At 57.9% G+C, this 17,893-nt stretch carries 12 protein-coding genes; 7 read left to right on the forward strand and 5 right to left on the reverse strand.

What is annotated here, in order from left to right; genetic code table 11:
* The first annotated feature begins 6 nt into the window (after positions 1 to 6).
* Positions 7 to 1,509 (forward strand): ATPase domain-containing protein, encoded by a 1,503-nt coding sequence (locus AB4O12_RS09115; RefSeq protein WP_460061502.1) that lies wholly within the window; start codon positions 7 to 9, stop codon positions 1,507 to 1,509.
* Positions 1,506 to 3,176 carry an ATP-binding protein gene (locus tag AB4O12_RS09120; protein WP_150635167.1) on the forward strand — a complete coding sequence of 557 codons (1,671 nt, stop codon included), beginning with the start codon at positions 1,506 to 1,508 and terminating at the stop codon, positions 3,174 to 3,176. The genes AB4O12_RS09115 and AB4O12_RS09120 overlap by 4 nt, the downstream gene beginning before the upstream one ends.
* 34 nt (positions 3,177 to 3,210) lie before the next feature.
* Here the strand turns inward: AB4O12_RS09120 and AB4O12_RS09125 are convergent, their stop codons facing one another.
* The 5 genes from AB4O12_RS09125 to AB4O12_RS09145 are packed head-to-tail and all read right to left on the reverse strand — an operon-like array spanning position 3,211 to position 9,737.
* Complete coding sequence (locus tag AB4O12_RS09125) at positions 3,211 to 3,588, reverse strand: response regulator (protein WP_041480262.1); 378 nt, start codon at positions 3,586 to 3,588, stop codon at positions 3,211 to 3,213.
* Positions 3,589 to 3,632: 44 nt separating this feature from the next.
* Positions 3,633 to 4,847 (reverse strand): hybrid sensor histidine kinase/response regulator, encoded by a 1,215-nt coding sequence (locus AB4O12_RS09130; RefSeq protein ID WP_041480260.1) that lies wholly within the window; start codon positions 4,845 to 4,847, stop codon positions 3,633 to 3,635.
* Positions 4,841 to 5,434, reverse strand: a complete 594-nt coding sequence (locus AB4O12_RS09135; RefSeq protein WP_041480259.1) for a chemotaxis protein CheB — start codon at positions 5,432 to 5,434, stop codon at positions 4,841 to 4,843. Before AB4O12_RS09135 ends, AB4O12_RS09130 begins: the two co-directional genes overlap by 7 nt.
* Complete coding sequence (locus tag AB4O12_RS09140; protein WP_016774863.1) at positions 5,431 to 6,264, reverse strand: CheR family methyltransferase; 834 nt, start codon at positions 6,262 to 6,264, stop codon at positions 5,431 to 5,433. Before AB4O12_RS09140 ends, AB4O12_RS09135 begins: the two co-directional genes overlap by 4 nt.
* Positions 6,264 to 9,737, reverse strand: coding sequence for a response regulator (locus AB4O12_RS09145; RefSeq protein ID WP_460061506.1), 3,474 nt, complete (start codon positions 9,735 to 9,737; stop codon positions 6,264 to 6,266). Before AB4O12_RS09145 ends, AB4O12_RS09140 begins: the two co-directional genes overlap by 1 nt.
* Before the next feature lie 265 nt (positions 9,738 to 10,002).
* Between AB4O12_RS09145 and AB4O12_RS09150 the strand changes: the two genes are divergently transcribed.
* From AB4O12_RS09150 to AB4O12_RS09170, 5 genes are all read left to right on the forward strand, one after another.
* Positions 10,003 to 10,362 (forward strand): response regulator, encoded by a 360-nt coding sequence (locus AB4O12_RS09150; RefSeq protein WP_460061508.1) that lies wholly within the window; start codon positions 10,003 to 10,005, stop codon positions 10,360 to 10,362.
* A gap of 606 nt (positions 10,363 to 10,968) precedes the next feature.
* Positions 10,969 to 14,457 carry a hypothetical protein gene (locus AB4O12_RS09155; protein WP_460061510.1) on the forward strand — a complete coding sequence of 1,163 codons (3,489 nt, stop codon included), beginning with the start codon at positions 10,969 to 10,971 and terminating at the stop codon, positions 14,455 to 14,457.
* A 96-nt stretch (positions 14,458 to 14,553) separates the two neighbouring features.
* A complete protein-coding gene (locus AB4O12_RS09160; RefSeq protein WP_460061512.1) occupies positions 14,554 to 15,858 on the forward strand; it encodes a glycosyltransferase in 1,305 nt (434 codons plus the stop codon).
* A gap of 107 nt (positions 15,859 to 15,965) precedes the next feature.
* Entirely contained in the window at positions 15,966 to 16,829 is an 864-nt protein-coding gene (locus AB4O12_RS09165) for a PI-PLC domain-containing protein (protein WP_315435115.1), read from the forward strand.
* Positions 16,830 to 16,917: 88 nt separating this feature from the next.
* On the forward strand, positions 16,918 to 17,823 hold the full coding sequence (locus tag AB4O12_RS09170; protein ID WP_056789758.1) for an AraC family transcriptional regulator: 906 nt from the start codon (positions 16,918 to 16,920) through the stop codon (positions 17,821 to 17,823).
* The last annotated feature ends 70 nt before the right edge of the window (positions 17,824 to 17,893 follow it).

The raw sequence follows: 17,893 nt of genomic DNA on the forward strand, positions 1-17,893 counted from the left end.
CGTTTTTTGACTACATCAAACGAGTTGATCAGTGCAAAGGCCGCCGTCGGCATTGTAGGTCTGGATGACATCCTTGCCGGTGGCTTGTCTCGCGGCCATGTGTTTTTGCTCGAGGGGGAACCCGGGACCGGCAAAACCACCGTGGCGTTGCATTTCCTGCGCGCCGGTGCGCTGGCCGGGGAACGCTGCCTGTACATCACTCTCTCGGAAACCGAGAAAGAACTGCGTCAAGGTGCGCTCTCCCACGGTTGGGAGCTGAACGAAAACATCAAGATCTTCGAGCTGACACCGCCCGAAAGCCTGCTCAATGCCGAACACCAGCAAAGTCTGCTGTATTCCTCGGACCTTGAACTGGGTGAGGCGACCGGGCAGATTTTCGAAGTGGTCGAACGTTTCAAGCCGACTCGCGTTGTGCTCGACAGTCTCTCGGAGATCCGTCTGCTGGCGCAGAGCTCGTTGCGCTATCGTCGGCAGATTCTGGCGATCAAGCATTACTTCGTGCGCTACGACGCCACCGTCCTGCTGCTCGACGACCTGACCACCGAGTCCCTAGACAAGACCGTGCACAGTGTCGCCCACGGCGTGATTCGTCTTGAAGAGCTGACACCGAGCTACGGCGCTGAGCGTCGGCGCGTTCGAGTGGTCAAGTATCGCGGGCAGAAATACCGTGGCGGTTTCCACGACTTCACCATCATGGGCGACGGCGTCCATGTTTTTCCACGCTTGGTAGCGGCGGAACATCGCGGCGACTACCCACGTCTGCAGCTGTCCAGCGGCATCCCGCAAATGGACGCCCTGCTCGGCGGCGGCATCGAGACCGGCTCAAGCACGCTGATTCTCGGCCCGGCCGGTACCGGTAAATCGCTGATCTCAATGATCTTCGCCGCCGCAGCGGTGGCTCGAGGCGAAAAAGCCGCGCTGTTCATTTTCGATGAAGAGCTGGGCCTGCTGTACGAACGCATGCGTCATCTCGGTATCGACCTCAAAGTCTTACAGGCCACCGGTAATCTGCTGATCGAACAAGTAGACGCCGCCGAATTGTCTCCCGGCGAGTTGTCCCACCGCGTGCGGCGTTGCGTCGATGAGCTGGGTATCAAAACCGTGGTGATCGACAGCATCAACGGCTATCAAGCGGCGATGCCGGAAGAAAACGCGCTGGTGCTGCACATGCACGAGCTGTTGCTGTACCTGAACCGCAAAGGCGCGGCGACTTTCATGACGGTCGCCCAGCACGGCCTGGTGGGCGATATGCAGGCGCCGGTCGATATCACTTACCTGGCCGACACGGTGATTCTGTTGCGCTACTTCGAAGCCCTCGGCAAAGTCCGCCGGGCGATCTCGATTATCAAGAAACGTACCGGCAACCACGAGTCGACCATCCGTGAATACCGGATTTCCTCGCGTGGCATGACCATCGGCCAACCGCTGGAATCCTTCCAGGGCGTGCTGCGTGGCGTGCCGACCTACATGGGAGCGAGCAATCCATTGCTTGAGGATGAAAGCTTGTGACGGTCAACACGCCGTTGGCCGAGCGGGTGCTGGTGCTGGCGCCCATGGGTCGCGACAGCCAGATCGCTTTGATGATCCTCAACGAAGCCGGCTACGGCGGCATGGTGGCGCCGAATCTCGGCGCTCTGTGCACCGAGCTGGAGGTCGGTGCCGGACTGCTGGTGATTGCTGCTGAAGCGCTGCGCGGACCTGAACTGGAAGGGCTAATCGCCTACCTTGACCAGCAGCCCGCGTGGTCGGACATGCCAATTGTCCTGCTGACTCATCATGGCGGTGATGAACAAGGGCCGCCGTCGCGCCTCAGCACCCTGCTGGGAAACGTGACGTTTCTCGAGCGCCCCTTCCATCCCGCGACGCTGGTCAGCCTGGTCTCCGCCGCCCTGCGTGGGCGACGACGACAATATGAAGCGCGCGATCGGCTGATCGACCTGAGTGAAAGCGAACGACGCCTGCAATCGACTCTGGAAACCCTCGAACAGCAAGTCGAAGAACGCACCGCACAACTTCGCCACAACGAAGAAGCCCTGCGCCAATCGCAGAAAATGGAAGCGGTCGGCCAACTCACTGGCGGCATCGCTCACGACTTCAACAACATGCTCACTGGCATCATCGGCAGTCTTGAATTGCTGCGTCGACGTCTGGCCCGAGGCCGCACGGAAGACCTCGACAGCCTGATCGATCTAGGTGTGACGTCAGCGAACCGCGCCGCCGGCCTGACTCACCGTCTGCTGGCGTTCTCGCGCCGTCAGTCACTCGACCCGAAAGCCGTGCAAATGAACACGCTGGTGCTGTCGATGGGCGAGCTGCTGCAACGCAGCCTCAATGAAAGCATTCATCTGGAAATGCGCCTGGACGACAATCTCTGGGTTGCCGAGGCCGATCCCAATCAACTGGAAAGCGCCCTGCTCAACCTGGTGATCAATGCCCGTGATGCGATGCCCGAGGGTGGCAAGCTGGTGGTGGAAACCAGCAATCAGGTGCTGCATCGCGAATTCACGGCTGCGTACAGCAATCTGGAGCCAGGCGATTACGTGATGCTCAGCGTCACTGACAATGGCAGCGGCATGCCCCAGAGCGTGGTCAGCCGTGCGTTCGATCCGTTTTTCACCACCAAGCCGATCGGCCAGGGCACCGGCCTCGGACTGTCGATGATCTATGGTTTCAGCAAGCAGTCGCGTGGGCATGTGTCGATCGACAGTGAAATCGATGAAGGCACCACGGTAAAACTCTATCTGCCGCGTTTCCGGGGTGAGGAAGTAGAAATTCCCGTCTCGGATTCGCAGCAGGCTCCGTATGCGATGGATGGCGAAACCGTACTCATCGTTGAAGACGACCCTGCGGTGCGCGTATTGGTCAGCGCCGTGCTCAGTGAGTTGGGTTATGCGTTCGTCGAGGCCGGTGATGCCGACGGCGCCATGCCGATTCTCAATTCGACGCAACGCATCGATTTGCTGATCAGCGACGTCGGTCTGCCGGGCATGAACGGTCGGCAACTGGCAGAAGTCGGTCGGCAATACCGGCCGGGTCTGAAGGTGTTGTTCATCACCGGCTATGCCGAGCACGCTGCGGTGCGCGGAGGCTTCCTCGACTCGGGGATGCAGATGATCACCAAGCCATTCACCTTTGATCTGCTCACCGCAAAGGTGCGCGAGATGATCAATAGCTGAATCGATAGGAGCTGCCGACGGCAGCTCCTACATATCAGGCCAGCAATTCCTGAATCTTTTCCTGCAACACATCCAGATCAAACGGTTTTTCCAGGATCGGTGCCCTGTTGGTAATCGGGCTGCCGGTCTCACGGATTTCCTGCGGGTAGCCGCTGATGAAAATCACTTTGAGGTCCGGTCGCAATTTCACCGCTGGCTCGGCAATCTGCACGCCGGAGATACCGCCCGGCAGGCGGAAATCGGTAATCAGTATGTCGAGATGAGGTTTGCTGGCGAGGATCTCGAAAGCCTGCTCGCCATTTTCCGCTTGCAACACGCGATAGCCCTGCCCTGACAGGTAATCTGTCAGGACCATCAAGATAACCGGTTCGTCTTCGACGACGAGTACTACATCTTGCGCATCTACGCTCATGGGAAGCCTTTGTTCGGTCAATAGCTGCTGATACGACCGTGTGGTCACTCAGAGGTTGCGTCGGATATGCCGTTTTCCTGGATCGGCAGACAAACGCGAAACAGGGCGCCCTCGTTGATTTCACTCTCGACGACGATGGAGCCGCCATGGGCGGCGACGATCTGCTCGGAAATGAACAGACCCAGCCCGAGCCCGGCCACCACCGTCTTGGCGGACACCCGTTCGAACTGCTGAAAAATACGCTTCTGGTTCTCGGCGCTGATGCCGATGCCGTGGTCCTGGACCTCGACCCGGGCCTCGTCATCTTCGCGATAGACGCGCACCTGAATCGGGCTGCGACCACCGTAACGCAAGGCATTGGTCAGCAGATTGGACACCACTTGCTCGATGCGGAACTCGTCCCAGCAACCTTCTACCGGCGCCGATGCCTCGAAGGAAACGCTGGTTTCTGCCGCTTCCATTTGCGAGGCAAAATTCTGCAGGAGATTGCTGACCAGTTGCACCAGATCGAAACGACTCGGTCGGATCGACAGTTTGCCGGTGCGGATTCGCGAGACATCGAGCATGTCTTCGATCAGGCGAATCAGGCTTTTGATCTGTCGCTCATCGCGGTCGACCATCGCTTGCATCTTGTCGAGGGTGAACGCTGAGGCGTTGTCTCGCGCCAGATGCATTTTACGCAACTGGGTTTCGAGAATCAGGCCATTGAGCGGTGTACGCACCTCGTGGGCAACGATGGACATGAAGTCATCACGCATGCGCACCGCTTGTTCCAGCTCCAGCTGGGTGCTTTGCAGCTGTTGCAGCAGCGCTTCCTGCTCACGCCGGGCCTGCTCCAACGCCTCGACCTGCTGCTTCATCGCCTTGCTCTGGCGATACAGATCGACGAAAACGTTGACCTTGCTCTTCACCGCATGGATATCCAGCGGCTTGTGCAGGAAGTCCACCGCACCGCTTTCATAGCCTTTGAACGCGTAGTTGAGTTCTCGGCCGGCAGCGCTGACAAAGATGATCGGAATGTTCTTGGTCTTCTCTGTACCGCGCATCAGCTCGGCGAGTTCGAAGCCGTTCATGCCGGGCATCTGCACGTCGAGAATGGCCATGGCGAATTCGTGCTGCAGCAACAGCGACAGTGCTTCGTCCGCCGACAGAGCCTTGTAGACCGTGCGATCCTCGCGCTTGATCAGCGCTTCCAGCGCCAGCAGGTTTTCTGGCAGATCGTCAACGATCAACAGTTTGGCTTGGATATTACTCAGCATGCGATTCGTTCCAGCTCGACTAGCAGACGGCCGATGCCGTGAATGGGTAGGACATGATCCGGCTGCAGAACGTTCAGTGCAGCCTGGGGCATGGTGGCGACTTGTGCATCCTCGGGGTCTTGAACAATGGTCAGGCCGGCGCAACGCTTGACGTAAGCGAGCCCGCGCGCGCCATCGTGATTGGCGCCGGTCAGCAGGACAGCGGCGAGTGTCTCGCCGTAAACGTCAGCGGCGGATTCAAACAAGTAATCGATTGAAGGCCGCGAATGATGTACGCGGTCCTCCAGGCTCAGTGACAAGCTGCGATCCGCTTCGACCGACAAGTGATAACCGGGCGTGGCGAAATACACCGTGCCGGCTTCAATGTCCTGCTTGTCTTCAGCTTCCTTGACCGGCATCGCCACACGGCGGGAGAACACTTCGGCCAGATGACTGCGGCGTTCTTCCGGCAGATGCAAAACGATGATGATCGGCAGCACATAGCCTTTGCGCAATGGCCCGAGCAGGGTCAGCAGCGCCTCGACACCGCCTGCGGAGGCGCCGATCACGACAGCCTCGATGCGAGGCAGGCTCGGGGTGTCGTTCATGATTTGCGGTAGATCCGTTCTTGTTTGACCAACGCCTCGAACTGATTCGAATAGTTGGAAAAATCCAGGGTTTCCTTGCTGCCCAACACCAGAAAGCCGCGATGCGACAGTGATTCATGGAACAGCCCGAATGCCCGGTCCTGCAGCTTCTTGTTGAAGTAGATCAGCACATTGCGGCAGGAAATCAACTGGGTTTCGGAGAACACGCTGTCGGTGGCCAGACTGTGGTCGGCGAATGTCACGTTCTCGCACAGGCTCTTGTCGAAAATCGCGTAGCCATAGGCTGCGGTGTAGTAATCGGCAAACGAACGCTGGCCGCCGGCCTGCTGGTAATTGGCGGTGTAGGCGCGGACGTTTTCCATGGAGAAAATCCCTTGCTTGGCCTTCTCCAGCGAGCGCGGGTTGATGTCGGTGGCGTAGATGATCGTGCGGTCGAGCAGGCCTTCTTCGCGCAGCAGAATCGCCATCGAATAGACCTCCTCGCCCGTGCTGCAGCCGGCAATCCAGATCTTCAGCGACGGATAGGTGCGCAGCAGCGGCACCACTTCGTTGCGGATCGCCAGGAAGTGCGAAGGATCACGGAACATCTCGCTGACCGGGATCGTCAGCAGTTGCAGCAGCTGCATGAACGCCGTCGGGTCGTGCAGGACTTTCTCTTGCAGGGCCGAGATGGTCGCGCACTCGAACTGACTCAGCGCGTGCTGCACCCGGCGCTTGATCGAAGCGCCGGAGTAGTCGCGAAAGTCATAGCTGTACTTCAGGTAAATCGCCTCGATCAACAAGCGTAATTCGATTTCGCTGTTGCGCTCGGCTGAACTGCTGCGTTCCACTAGATGCGTTCCATTTTCGGTAACCACACACGTATCAGCGAGAACAGACGATCAAGGTCGATGGGCTTGGCCAGGTAATCGTTGGCGCCCGCTTGCAGGCAGCGCTCCTGATCGTCCTTCATGGCCTTGGCCGTTACCGCGATGATTGGCAACTTGCGCCAGCGCGGATCCTTGCGGATTTCCATGGTGGCTTCGAAGCCATCCATTTCCGGCATCATCACGTCCATCAGCACCAGATCGATGTCCTCGACTTCATGAAGTTTCTCAATCGCTTCGCGGCCATTACGGCCGATCACCACGACTGCGCCTTTGTGTTCCAGTGCACTGGTCAGGGCGAAGATGTTGCGCACATCGTCGTCCACCAGCAGCACTTTGCGACCTTCAAAGACCTTGTCGCGGCTGCGCGCGGTCTTGAGCATCTTCTGCCGTTCATGGGACAGCTGCGATTCGACTTTGTGCAGAAAGAGTGTGACCTCGTCGAGCAACCGCTCCGGGGAGCGCGCGCCCTTGATGATGATCGAGCGTGAATACTTGCGCAGCTCGGCCTCTTCATCGCGAGTCAGGTTGCGGCCGGTGTAGACAATGACCGGCGGGAACGAGCAGATGTCCTCGGTGGACATGCGCTTGAGCAGATCGTTGCCGAGCATGTCCGGCAGCTTGAGGTCGATGACCATGCAGTCGTAGATGGTCGTGCGCAGCAATTCCAGGGCGTCCTGGGCCAGGCCGACCGCAGTGATTTCGATGTCTTCGTCGCCAATCAGCCGCGCGATGCTTTCGCGTTGCAGATCGTCGTCTTCGACCAGCAGCACGCGCTTGACCTTCTGCGTCAGCTTGGCCTCAAGACGGGCGAACACGTCCTTGAGCTCTTCGCGGGTGGTCGGCTTCACTGCGTAGCCGATGGCGCCCATGTGCATGGCAGCCTCGACGCGGTCTTCCACGGAAATCACGTGCACCGGAATGTGCCGGGTTTCGGCGCGTTCTTTCAGACGTTGCAGCACAGTCAGACCAGAGTGATCCGGCAGGCGCATGTCGAGCAGGATCGCATCCGGCACGAATTCGCGGGCCAGGTCATAACCTTCGTCGGCACCGTGGGCGACCAGACACATGTAACCCAACTCATGGGCCAGGTCATAGAGGATACGGGCGAAGTTCGGTTCATCCTCCACCACCAGAATGCAGCGCGTGGCGAACGGCGCCTTGTCGCGATCGTCGGCGAAGCGCGGGATGACAGCCGGAATCGCTGACGCCAGCGGTGCCGCAACGGCCACTGGTGTAGCCACCGCAGGCGCGGTATGAAAAGTCAGCGGCGCGGCCGGCGTTTCGCCGAATTCGTGATACTGACGCGGCAACACCAGGGTGAACGTGCTGCCCTGCCCCGGTACGCTGTCGACGCTGATCGAGCCGCCCAGCAACGTTGCCAGATCCCGCGAGATCGACAGGCCGAGGCCGGTACCGCCGTACTTGCGGTTGGTGGTGCCATCCGCCTGACGGAACGCTTCGAAGATACTTTCCTGCTGATCCGCAGCGATACCAATCCCGGAATCCTTGACGCTGAAAGCGATGTGATCATTCGGCTGCGCGGTGATGCTCAGGCTGACGGCGCCGTGCTCGGTGAACTTGATCGCGTTGGACAGCAGATTCTTGATCACCTGCTCCAGACGCTGACGATCAGTGAACAGCAAGCCCGGTGCGTCCGGCTGGACCTCGACGGTGAACGCAAGGTGCTTGTCGGCAGCAAGCGGTTCGAACATCGAGCGCAAGCCGTCGACCAGACGATCGACGCGGGTGTTTTCGGCAATCACTTCAAGCTTGCCGGCCTCGACCTTGGAAATGTCGAGGATGTCGTTGATCAGGTTGAGCAGATCGTTGCCGGCCGAATAGATCGATTCGGCAAACTTGACCTGTTCCGCCGACAGATTCTGCTGCGGGTTTTCCGCCAGCAGCTTGGCCAGAATCAGCGAACTGTTGAGCGGCGTGCGCAGTTCGTGGGACATGTTGGCGAGGAATTCGGACTTGTACTTGCTCGAGCGTTGCAGCTCTTCGGCACGCTCTTCGAGTTGAATCTGCGCCTGATTCAGCTCGGTGTTTTTCTTGTCCATCGCATCGCGCTGTTCGGCGAGCTGCTCGTTGGTCTGCTCCAGCTCCACTTGCTGGGTTTCCAGATGCGCCTGGGATTCCTTGAGAATCCGCGACTGTTCTTCCAGCTCTTCGTTGGCAGTCTTCAGCTCTTCCTGCTGCACTTGCAGCTCTTCATTGAGCTGCTGGGTTTCGGCGAGCACTTCCTGCAAGCGTTGACGGTAGCGCGCCGCCTCGATCGACGTGCCGATGTTGCCGGCAATCAGCTCCAGCAATTCGATGTCGCGCTCGGACAGCGGACGCAGGAAGCCCAACTCGATTACGCCGTTGACGCGGTCGTCATCGCTGGTCGGCACCACCAGCACACTGTGCGGCAGGCCTGCACCGAGGCCGGAGCTGACTTTGAAATAGTCGCCAGGGACCGCGTCGAGACGGATCAGGCGTGCTTGTTCTGCGACTTGGCCGACGATGCCTTCACCGCTGTAAATCGTCTGGTTCAGCTCTTCCTGCTCGCGGGAGAAACCATAAGTCGCCACACGCTTGAGGCCGCCATGTTCTTCACGCACATAAAGCGCAGCGACGGCAGTGCCAAGGTATTGCGCGCAGAATTGCAGAATGTTGCGCCCCAGCAGGTTCAGCGTCAGTTGACCCAACACCTGCTCGGCCAGTTGCGTCTGGCCGTTGCGCAGCCACGCCTGTTTCTCCAGGCGTTCGGCGCTGGCCAGTTGGGCGGCGAGGTTGGCGCTGTAGTTGGTCGACAGGTTTAGCAGATCACGGCGGCCGATGTAGGCCAGCAAACCGCTGATGCCAACGATGAAGATCAGGTAAAGGGTGATGCTCCAGATCGTCGTGCGGCGCACATCCTCATTGCGCGTGGCGCGCAGCACCTGCTCGGTCTCGATGACGTCCTCGAATTGCTTGCGGATTTCATCGGTCAGGCGCTTGCCCCGCCCGGCCTTGACCGCACCGCGATAGTCGCCACTGCTGCGCTGCAGATCGATCATAGACTGCGCGTAATTGGCCCACTCCACCTGCAAGGCTTGCAAACGGCGCAGGCGGTCGGTCTGCACCGGATTATCGGCGGTCAGCTCCAGCAACGTATTGAGAGCGACGTCGATACGCGGCTTGGCAACTTCGTACGGATCGAGAAAGTGCTCATCACCGCTAAGCAGATAGCCGCGCATGCCGGTTTCGAGATCGACAGTGAGTTTCACCGCCTCATTGGCGTTATTGATCACCCGGTCGGTATGCTCGACCCACTGGATGACGGACAGCAAATAGGTGATCAGTGAGACGAAAAACACCGCACTGAGCACGCCGACGCCCAGCGGCAGGCTGACGTTGCGACTCAGAAGTTTGCGGAACCGTTGTTCATCAACCGAGGACGGAGAGGACATGGGGCAGCCTTGTCGAACTGTTGAAAACCCGAGAGTTTGCCCCAAAACCCCGCCATGGATCCATTTTTCTCACACAAATGATGGCATTTTCCTACGCACACCTGCGCATTGGACGACGCCAACGGTTATCCTTGCCTCACCGCACTGACCTGTTCTTTTTTGTATCAGCTCGGGAACTTGTGGCTATGCGCCACTTACTCATGCAAGAGTCCGGCAAATTCGCTTGCCCGGTATCCCCCGATTTCATTTTTCTGAGAGTCCTGCCATGTCTGCCACTCCATCCACTATCCTGGTCGTAGAAGACGACTCCATCGTGCGCATGCTTATCGTCGATGTGCTGGAGGAGCTGGAATACACGGTATTGGAGGCTGATGACGGCAACGCGGCACTCGAAATCCTTGCGGATCCTGGCAAAGCCATCGATTTGATGATGACCGACCACGGCCTGCCTGGCATGGATGGCCGCGAACTTGCCGAAAAGGCGCGGGAGCTGCGCCCTGCTCTGCCCATCCTGTTCGCCAGCGGCTATGCCGAGAATATTGATGTGCCCAGCGACATGCATGTCATCGGCAAGCCCTTCTCCATCGATCAATTGCGCGACAAAGTTAAAAGCATTCTGAACTAAACCTGATAAAAGTCCGTCGCAGATGCAACTTGTCACATCCGAAAATAATCAGCAACTAACTAACACTGCCATTGCTTAACCTGCCAGCTCTATCCTGAATCATCTTTGGCCGCGTTAATAAATAACGAAATACAGCCAGGGAACTTTCGATACTCATTCAGGATAGAGCCCATGCAGTTCATTTCTTCTGACGTGCCTGCCGCCGTCGATTGCTCCGCTTCCGACAAACAGGAACGCGCGCTTATTGTTCAGTTACTTGTTGAAGCCCTTAAGGCAACTGAGTTTGAAGTCTCGGCCGACAGTTACTCGGCAAGCGCCTCGCTGCCGGTCGCCACTGTATTCAATCTGCAAGATCGCTTCATCCCCCGGGTCATCGGCAGCAGTTTTGACGAACGCTGTGAACCAGCACGCAATGCCTTGAAAAATTTAATTGCAACTCCGGAGTTTGCGCAGCTGTTACGCAACCATTCTTTTTCAGCTGATATTCAACTAGCAGTGGATGCCAACGCCGGGGTTCTCGTTGTTTATGATTCAGAGTTCGAATCTCATCGTTTCAGTATTGCACTGGATAATGCTGAAGTTTCGGTGTTTTCCGAAGAACTCGATATGCTCGCCGATTTGGCGAAGAACATCGGCGGCGTCGTTTATTCCGGCCAAGTGATTGGCATAGTGCAATGGTTGAAGTTCAACGGTTATGACGTGCCGACGAACATTGCCGAAACCCGGGCACTGATTGAATGGCTGGCCTTCGAACTGCCCGAGCCACCCGCCTTGGGCGACTACCACGAATTGCTCCACGCCGATGAGTCGTCACCGTTTCATCTATCGATAGCGGACCGCAAAGTCATAACCCAGACAGTGCATGAGCTGACCCAAGGTGCGACAAGCCTGTTGCAGGTACTGGCGTTCGCCAACTTCAACCTGATTCCGGCACAGGACATACGCGACAACGCGGACAAGTTCCTGCACAACTTCCTGAGGCGAAAAACCGCTCGCGCCCTGGGAGAAACCCTGCATGCACGCCTTGGCTGGCATCTGGAAGCCAATAACGCGGACGTGCGCGAACGCCAGGTCAATGAGTTAGTCATCGCTGCGCTGATCATCGACATGCAATTGCGCTCCGATCAGCCTCTTGTCGCCGGCTATGACTTCTATCAACCGGCGAATTCCACACTCAGCGCTGCCGAAGTACGCGTCCTGTTCGAACAGCATCTGGTTGATCTGGGCCTGAGCGAAGCGCACAACGCGCCACTGGCAGCGCATCTATTGATCGCGGGTGCAGCACCGGAGTTGCTGATCGACCAGATCCCGCCCGGGCTCACGCTGGACAAGCCAGGCTGGGTAACTGCACGCCAGAGCGCTGCCGTGGTCGAGCACGCCGCACCTGGCAGCTCGCGTGCAATGACGTTTGCACAACTCAAGGCGTTTTCCGAGCTGACCCCGGTTTCCGGTGAGCTCGACAAGTTGTACGAAGCCGCGGCGATCCCGGCGGTGGTGGACTGGGCGGTACTCAACGGAGTCATCCCTTACCGCAGCGACAAAGACTACGACAAGACCACGGTGATCAAGGCCAGCGCGTATTTCTCGCGTTACATGGAGGCTCTGGCCCAGTCTGAAACAGGCTTGTCCACCGCGCCACCGGACCGGCGCAAAATCGCTCTGCGTGCGCTGGAGCAAGTGATGCCCGCCGGCGCCTATCTCGAACAGCCGGCCTTCGAAATAAAGTACCTGGACAGTTTCGGCGAACGTAGCTGGCTCGAAGGGTTGAAGGCTGCGCATCCGGCGGGAATTCTCACCGAGTTCTGGAATTTCCTCGCCAGCGCCACTGACAACAACCAATACGCGATCAACGGCCTGTTGCGCCTACGCCTGTCGATTCTCGATCTGTATCTTTCCGGCGATCTGGTTGAAGACGGGCAACTTTCGGACAAATTCAAGACCCGCGACAACTTCCACCCCCCGGCCGATGCCTTCACCCGCCTGGCCGAACTGCAATCGCCGTCGCAACTGTTTGATCAGGCGTTTGATCGTTACTACCGGAACGTGCGCGAGGGTCTATCGTCCCTGATCAAAATGGCGATCACGCAGATGCCAGAGCATGATCGTCAGGCCTTGACCAGCGGCCAAATGACCTTCTACACCGTCAGGAAGGAAGTCAATCCACTGAATACGCAGCAAGAAACGCAAATCCAGCGAGATGAGGCCAATGGGCGTTACGGGATTATTCTTTGCTGCGACAACGGTGATCGGCTGCGCGCTTACGAACTGTTCACGCTGCGCGGCGTTTGCTACGAGCGTCCGGATCTGGCGCTCAAGCTGCAAGACACCGGCCTCATTCATCAACGGCCGACCCTTTCATACACTGGCAGCAAGTACGATTTTCAGGACAAGAACAAAGCCAGCGAGTGGCCCCTCGATTACGCCGCCTACCGCGAAGGCAGCGAACCACGCCAGGGCATGACTTCCAAAGTAGTGGTGGAGAAGCTCTGGCAGTTGCAACTGCAAGAGACTGATGTGCGCGCGGTTCCGCTGTTCTTTTCTGCGCAACTGGATGAGATCGCCCAATGCGTACTGGACAACCATCCTGTCGCCCGCCGCGAAGAGTTGTATGCCGCACTGGATGTGCGCAACGGCCTGGAAGAATGGCGTGACACCAGGGAGATCGTCGAGAACCTGGCAATCAACGTCATCGTGCCGTTCAAACAGTGCATTGAAGACATTCGTTCCGGACGCACCGACCGTGTCGCCGAAGGCATTGGTGGCTGCATTCTGGATGGCCTGTCGGTCATCGGCCTGCTGGTCGGTCTTGGCGCGTCGGCAGCGAGCATCATCGCCAAGACCGGGTCGACCACGCTCAAATTGCTGAAAGTCGCCAAAGCCGTGGCCCGAGCGGCCGTGTCGCTGATCAACCCGCTCGACGGTTTGCCCGCCCTCGCCCGCAAAGGTTTTCGTCTGGTCAAACGCGGCGTGGTCTTTGCCGGCGAAACCGCGCTCGACGCCGCGCACACCGCCAGCGTGCAATTGAAAAGGTTGATCCATGGTGTCGAGAGTCGGGACTGGCTCAGGCTCTCCCACACCGGCGATGTGCGTCAGGCGACCTGGCGAGGCGCCGACGCGCTTGGCGAGGCGATCGACATCGCAGTGCTGGAACGCAACCAGGACTGGCACGCGCTGAGCATCCGCACCGGCGGTGCCTGGGGCCCGCGCCTGAAACTGCTCGACCTGGGTAACTTCGCCCCGTTGAAGCGCCTGTTCGGCCGCTTCAAGCCATTCAGTTACACCCGCGGTTATCTGAAAAAAGCCATTCCCCGCGCCCGGACCAAGCTGGACAACTCCATCAACGCGCTGTCGCAACTGTCTTCCAACGACGACATTCGCGCGGTGCTCAAGCATGTGTTCGGTAACGATTCCGATGAAGTGGCACAGCACGTGTCGAAACATCTCAGCGCGATGCGCAAGGATCTCGAGTCGATCAGCTTCAGCAATGTGACGTTCCGCCCGCATCAACCCGGCGTGATCGCCTCGCTTTCGCCACCGGCCTATAAGCGCTGGCAGACAGCGCTGCGCACCGGCGAAAAAATCGATGAGTCCGCAGGCCGGTTTCTGTCGATCTACCCGGACAATCTCGATGAGTTTTACAAGTTGTCGCGTTACGACGACGGCAGCGTCGCCGACGTGCTGATTCACGAAATGTCCCACGGTGGCCCGGACACCCTCGACCTGTACTACGGCAAGGTCTACCCGGAGTTGCATCAGGCGGAGTTCGATGCGGTCGGACTGCTGGAGCTGGCTCGGGACGCGCGCAAGGCGCATCCGGACAACCTGATCAATCCACATCACGCTCTGGCGCACCGACCGGGATTCGTCGAGTTCAACCAGGTAAAAACCAGTCTGCCGAAACTGGTCCAGGACCATCCGGCGCTGGCCAACGCTGAGTCATACATGCTTGCGGTATCGCTGCTCGATCAAGCACAAACGCGTCCGGCCATATTGAGCTTCAATGTGAAGACCATCGACGATGCCGTGCGCAACACCGCTGCAGGCAAGTTTCTACAAGGGCCGCTGCTGCTCAACCTCACCAAACCGGTCATTTAAACGCTGAAACGGCTGGTCGGTGGACAGGGTGCATTTCAATCACTTCGCTGTGGTTTAATTGCGCCCTTTTTTCTTCCATGGGTCAGAGGATCAGTCGTGAGCCATTCGCGTACCACCAAAGTTCTGGTCATCGGCTACGTCTGGCCAGAACCGCGCTCATCGGCGGCCAGCGGGCATGTCATGCAGATCCTCGAGACATTTCTCGATCAAGGCTGGGACATCACGTTCAGCAGCCCGGCCGGCCCGGGTGAACACAAGGCTGATCTGACGGCGCTGGGCATTCGCGAAGTATCGATCGAGCTCAACAACAGCAGTTTCGACACGTTCATCAGCGAGTTGGCGCCGGATATCGTGCTGTTCGATCAGTTCATGATGGAAGAACAGTTTGGCTGGCGGGTGGAGAAACACTGTCCGGACGCCCTGCGCCTCCTGGAAACTTCCGACCTGCAAAGCCTGCGGCATGCGCGTCATCAGCGCCTGAAAGACCGGCTGAAAAGCAACGACGAGCAGACTGATTTCACCGGGCTGTTTGCACCGGCATTGCCCGAAGAATTCCAGCTGATGGCCGGCACCGATCTGGCCAAACGGGAAATCGCTGCGCTGTATCGCTGCGACTTGAACCTGATGATTTCCGAAGTCGAGATCGACCTGCTGGTGGAGGAATTTGGCCTGCCCCGGCAAATCCTGCATTGGTGTCCGTTGATGATTGATCTTCCGGACACCGCCCCGCCAGGTTTCGAAGAGCGCGCGCATTTCCTCAGCATTGGCAACTTCCGTCACGCGCCGAACTGGGATGCCGTGCTCTGGATGAAGACCACGCTCTGGCCGCTGATCCGCGCGCGCCTGCCTCGCGCGCAACTGCATATCTATGGCGCCTATACGCCGCCCAAAGCCACCGCACTGCACAATCCGGCCCAAGGCTTTCACATCATGGACTGGGCCGAAGATGCACTTGAAGTGATGTCGGCAGCGCGAGTCTGCCTTGCGCCATTGCGCTTCGGCGCGGGAATCAAGGGCAAACTGCTCGATGCCATGCTCTGTGGCACGCCGAGTGTGACCACACCGATCGGCGCCGAAGCCATGCACGGCGACGCTCCGTGGCCGGGAGCCGTCGCCCTCGACGCAAACACCTTTGCCGAACAGGCGGTGCAACTGTACGAAAATCCGGCGCGCTGGCAGCAGGCGCAGATTCAGGCTTCGGCACTTTTGCAGCAGCGTTATCAGCGCAGCGTACATGGCCCGCGTCTGATCAACCGGATAGATGATTGCCGACAACACTTGGCACAACTTAGAAACGACAACTTCACCGGCGCCATGTTGCGACATCACACATTCAAAAGCACTCAATACATGGCTCAATGGATCGAAGCCAAAAACCAATTGAGCCCAACAGAGCGCTGATTACATCAATTACATGACTTGCATTAAAAGCCAACTTTCGCAATAACACGAACATGCTTATAAACATCCTGCGCGCAACTTACTAACCACTTCGCAGGATGTGCAACATGGAAAACTTCGACGATATACCAACCCATCAATGGATGGCTTATTCACCACAAATCGATAATCTTTCGTTATTTGAAATGACCCTGCCCGGCGCGCATAACGCCGGTTGTGACTGGGAAGCGTCTTACGCCCTTATTCCCGGGAAAAACTGGCTTGCCTGCCAGGACGTTTCCTTTTATTCGCAGTTGAATCGCGGCGCTCGCGCACTTGATGTACGCCTTGTTTACAACAGCAAGGCGAAACAACTGGCGAGATTCCGTTTTCACCACAATGGATTCAACTCTTCGCGAACGCTTGAAGACCTGATCAGGGACCTAAAGGGGTTTTATGAAAGAAGCCCGAATGAGTTTATCATTCTGGACTTTCATGAACTTTCCAGCGCTACAGATCCATTCAACCATGAGGAATTCAAAACAGCTTTGCTGGAGCACCTTGGGGAACGGATCATTCCCACCGACAATCTGCATCTGACAATTGGCCAACTCAAAGCCATCAATCCATTGCAACGCATTATGGTGGCCGCGCCGATGACCTGGGAAAGCGAAGACTTTCGTTTCTACAGACCAATCAATCACAAGTGGATCGGCAAATCACAGGTCAGCACCTCGGATCTTTATGGCTATATAGACAACGTACTGAGCACACCTGTCAGTACGCTTCGCCCATGGTCGCTGTCGGCAACCAGTTACACACTCGGCGGGCCGCAGCGAATCCTCGACAGTCTTGACGAGTGGTTCGACCCGGAAAAATCCGATTGGGCGCGCAAGTGCAACATTATCAATTTCGACTTCATCAAAAATTCCAACATCGTGCGTTTCTGCCAAATGGCCAACCTGCAAAAGGCGCGCGACAAGCTCAGTTGAGCGGTCACCACGGACGGCCGGTCGGAAGTGGCACAAATGGCAAAAAACGAGGCATGATCGCGCAGCGATAATAAAAAAGTGCCCCGTCATGACCCGAACCGCTCGCGTGACCGACCCTTCCTACGAGTTGATGGACGACCATAACGGTTTGTCCATCATCTACCGCCAGCACGGCTTCCCCTGCCCGCTGGTGCGCTGGCATTTCCACAAGGAGTACGAGCTGCACCTGATCGTGGCCAGCTCCGGCAAGGTGTTCATCGGCGATTACATCGGCAACTTCTATCCAGAGACTTTGTTTTTGACCGGTCCCAACCTGCCGCACAACTGGATCAGCCAGGTCGCCGAGGATGAAGTGGTGGAGAAGCGCGACATGCTGGTCAACTTCACCGACGAATTGTTCGAGAGCGGGCACCAGGTGTTCGCTGAGCTGAAATCCCTGGCGCCACTGCTTGAGCGTGCGCAGTACGGCATCGAATTTCGTTGCAAGCGCACGATCCGTCAGGCCATGACACTGATGCAGCGGATCGCCGACAGCACCGGCATCACTCGCCTCGGGCACTTTTTCATCCTGATGGAATTGCTCGCGGCCAGTGATGACTTCCAGTTGTTGTCCGGCGCCACCACGCCGCAACTGGCCGACGAACACAACATCGACCGCACCAACCGCGCGGTCGACTACATCTTCAGCCACTACGCGCGGGACATCTCACTGGAAGAAGTGGCCGAACACCTGGGTATGACACCGACCTATTTCAGCCGGGTATTCAAGCAGGCCACCGGGCGCAACTTCATCGAATTCGTCAATCGCCTGCGCATCAGCAAATCCTGTGAGCTGCTGGCCGATGGTGACAAACCGGTGACCGAGGTGTGCTTCGAGTCGGGCTTCAACAATATTTCCAACTTCAATCGACGCTTCCAGCAACTCAAGGGCATGACGCCGTCGCACTATCGACGGCTGGCGGTGCAACGGCTGACAGAACAGAACCATCTCTGACGACACGCCACCTGTGGGAGCGAGCCTGCTCGCGAAAGCGGTCTGTCATTGAAAAATCCTGTGGCTGACA

The sequence above is a fragment of the Pseudomonas sp. S2_A05 genome, from assembly GCF_054668485.1.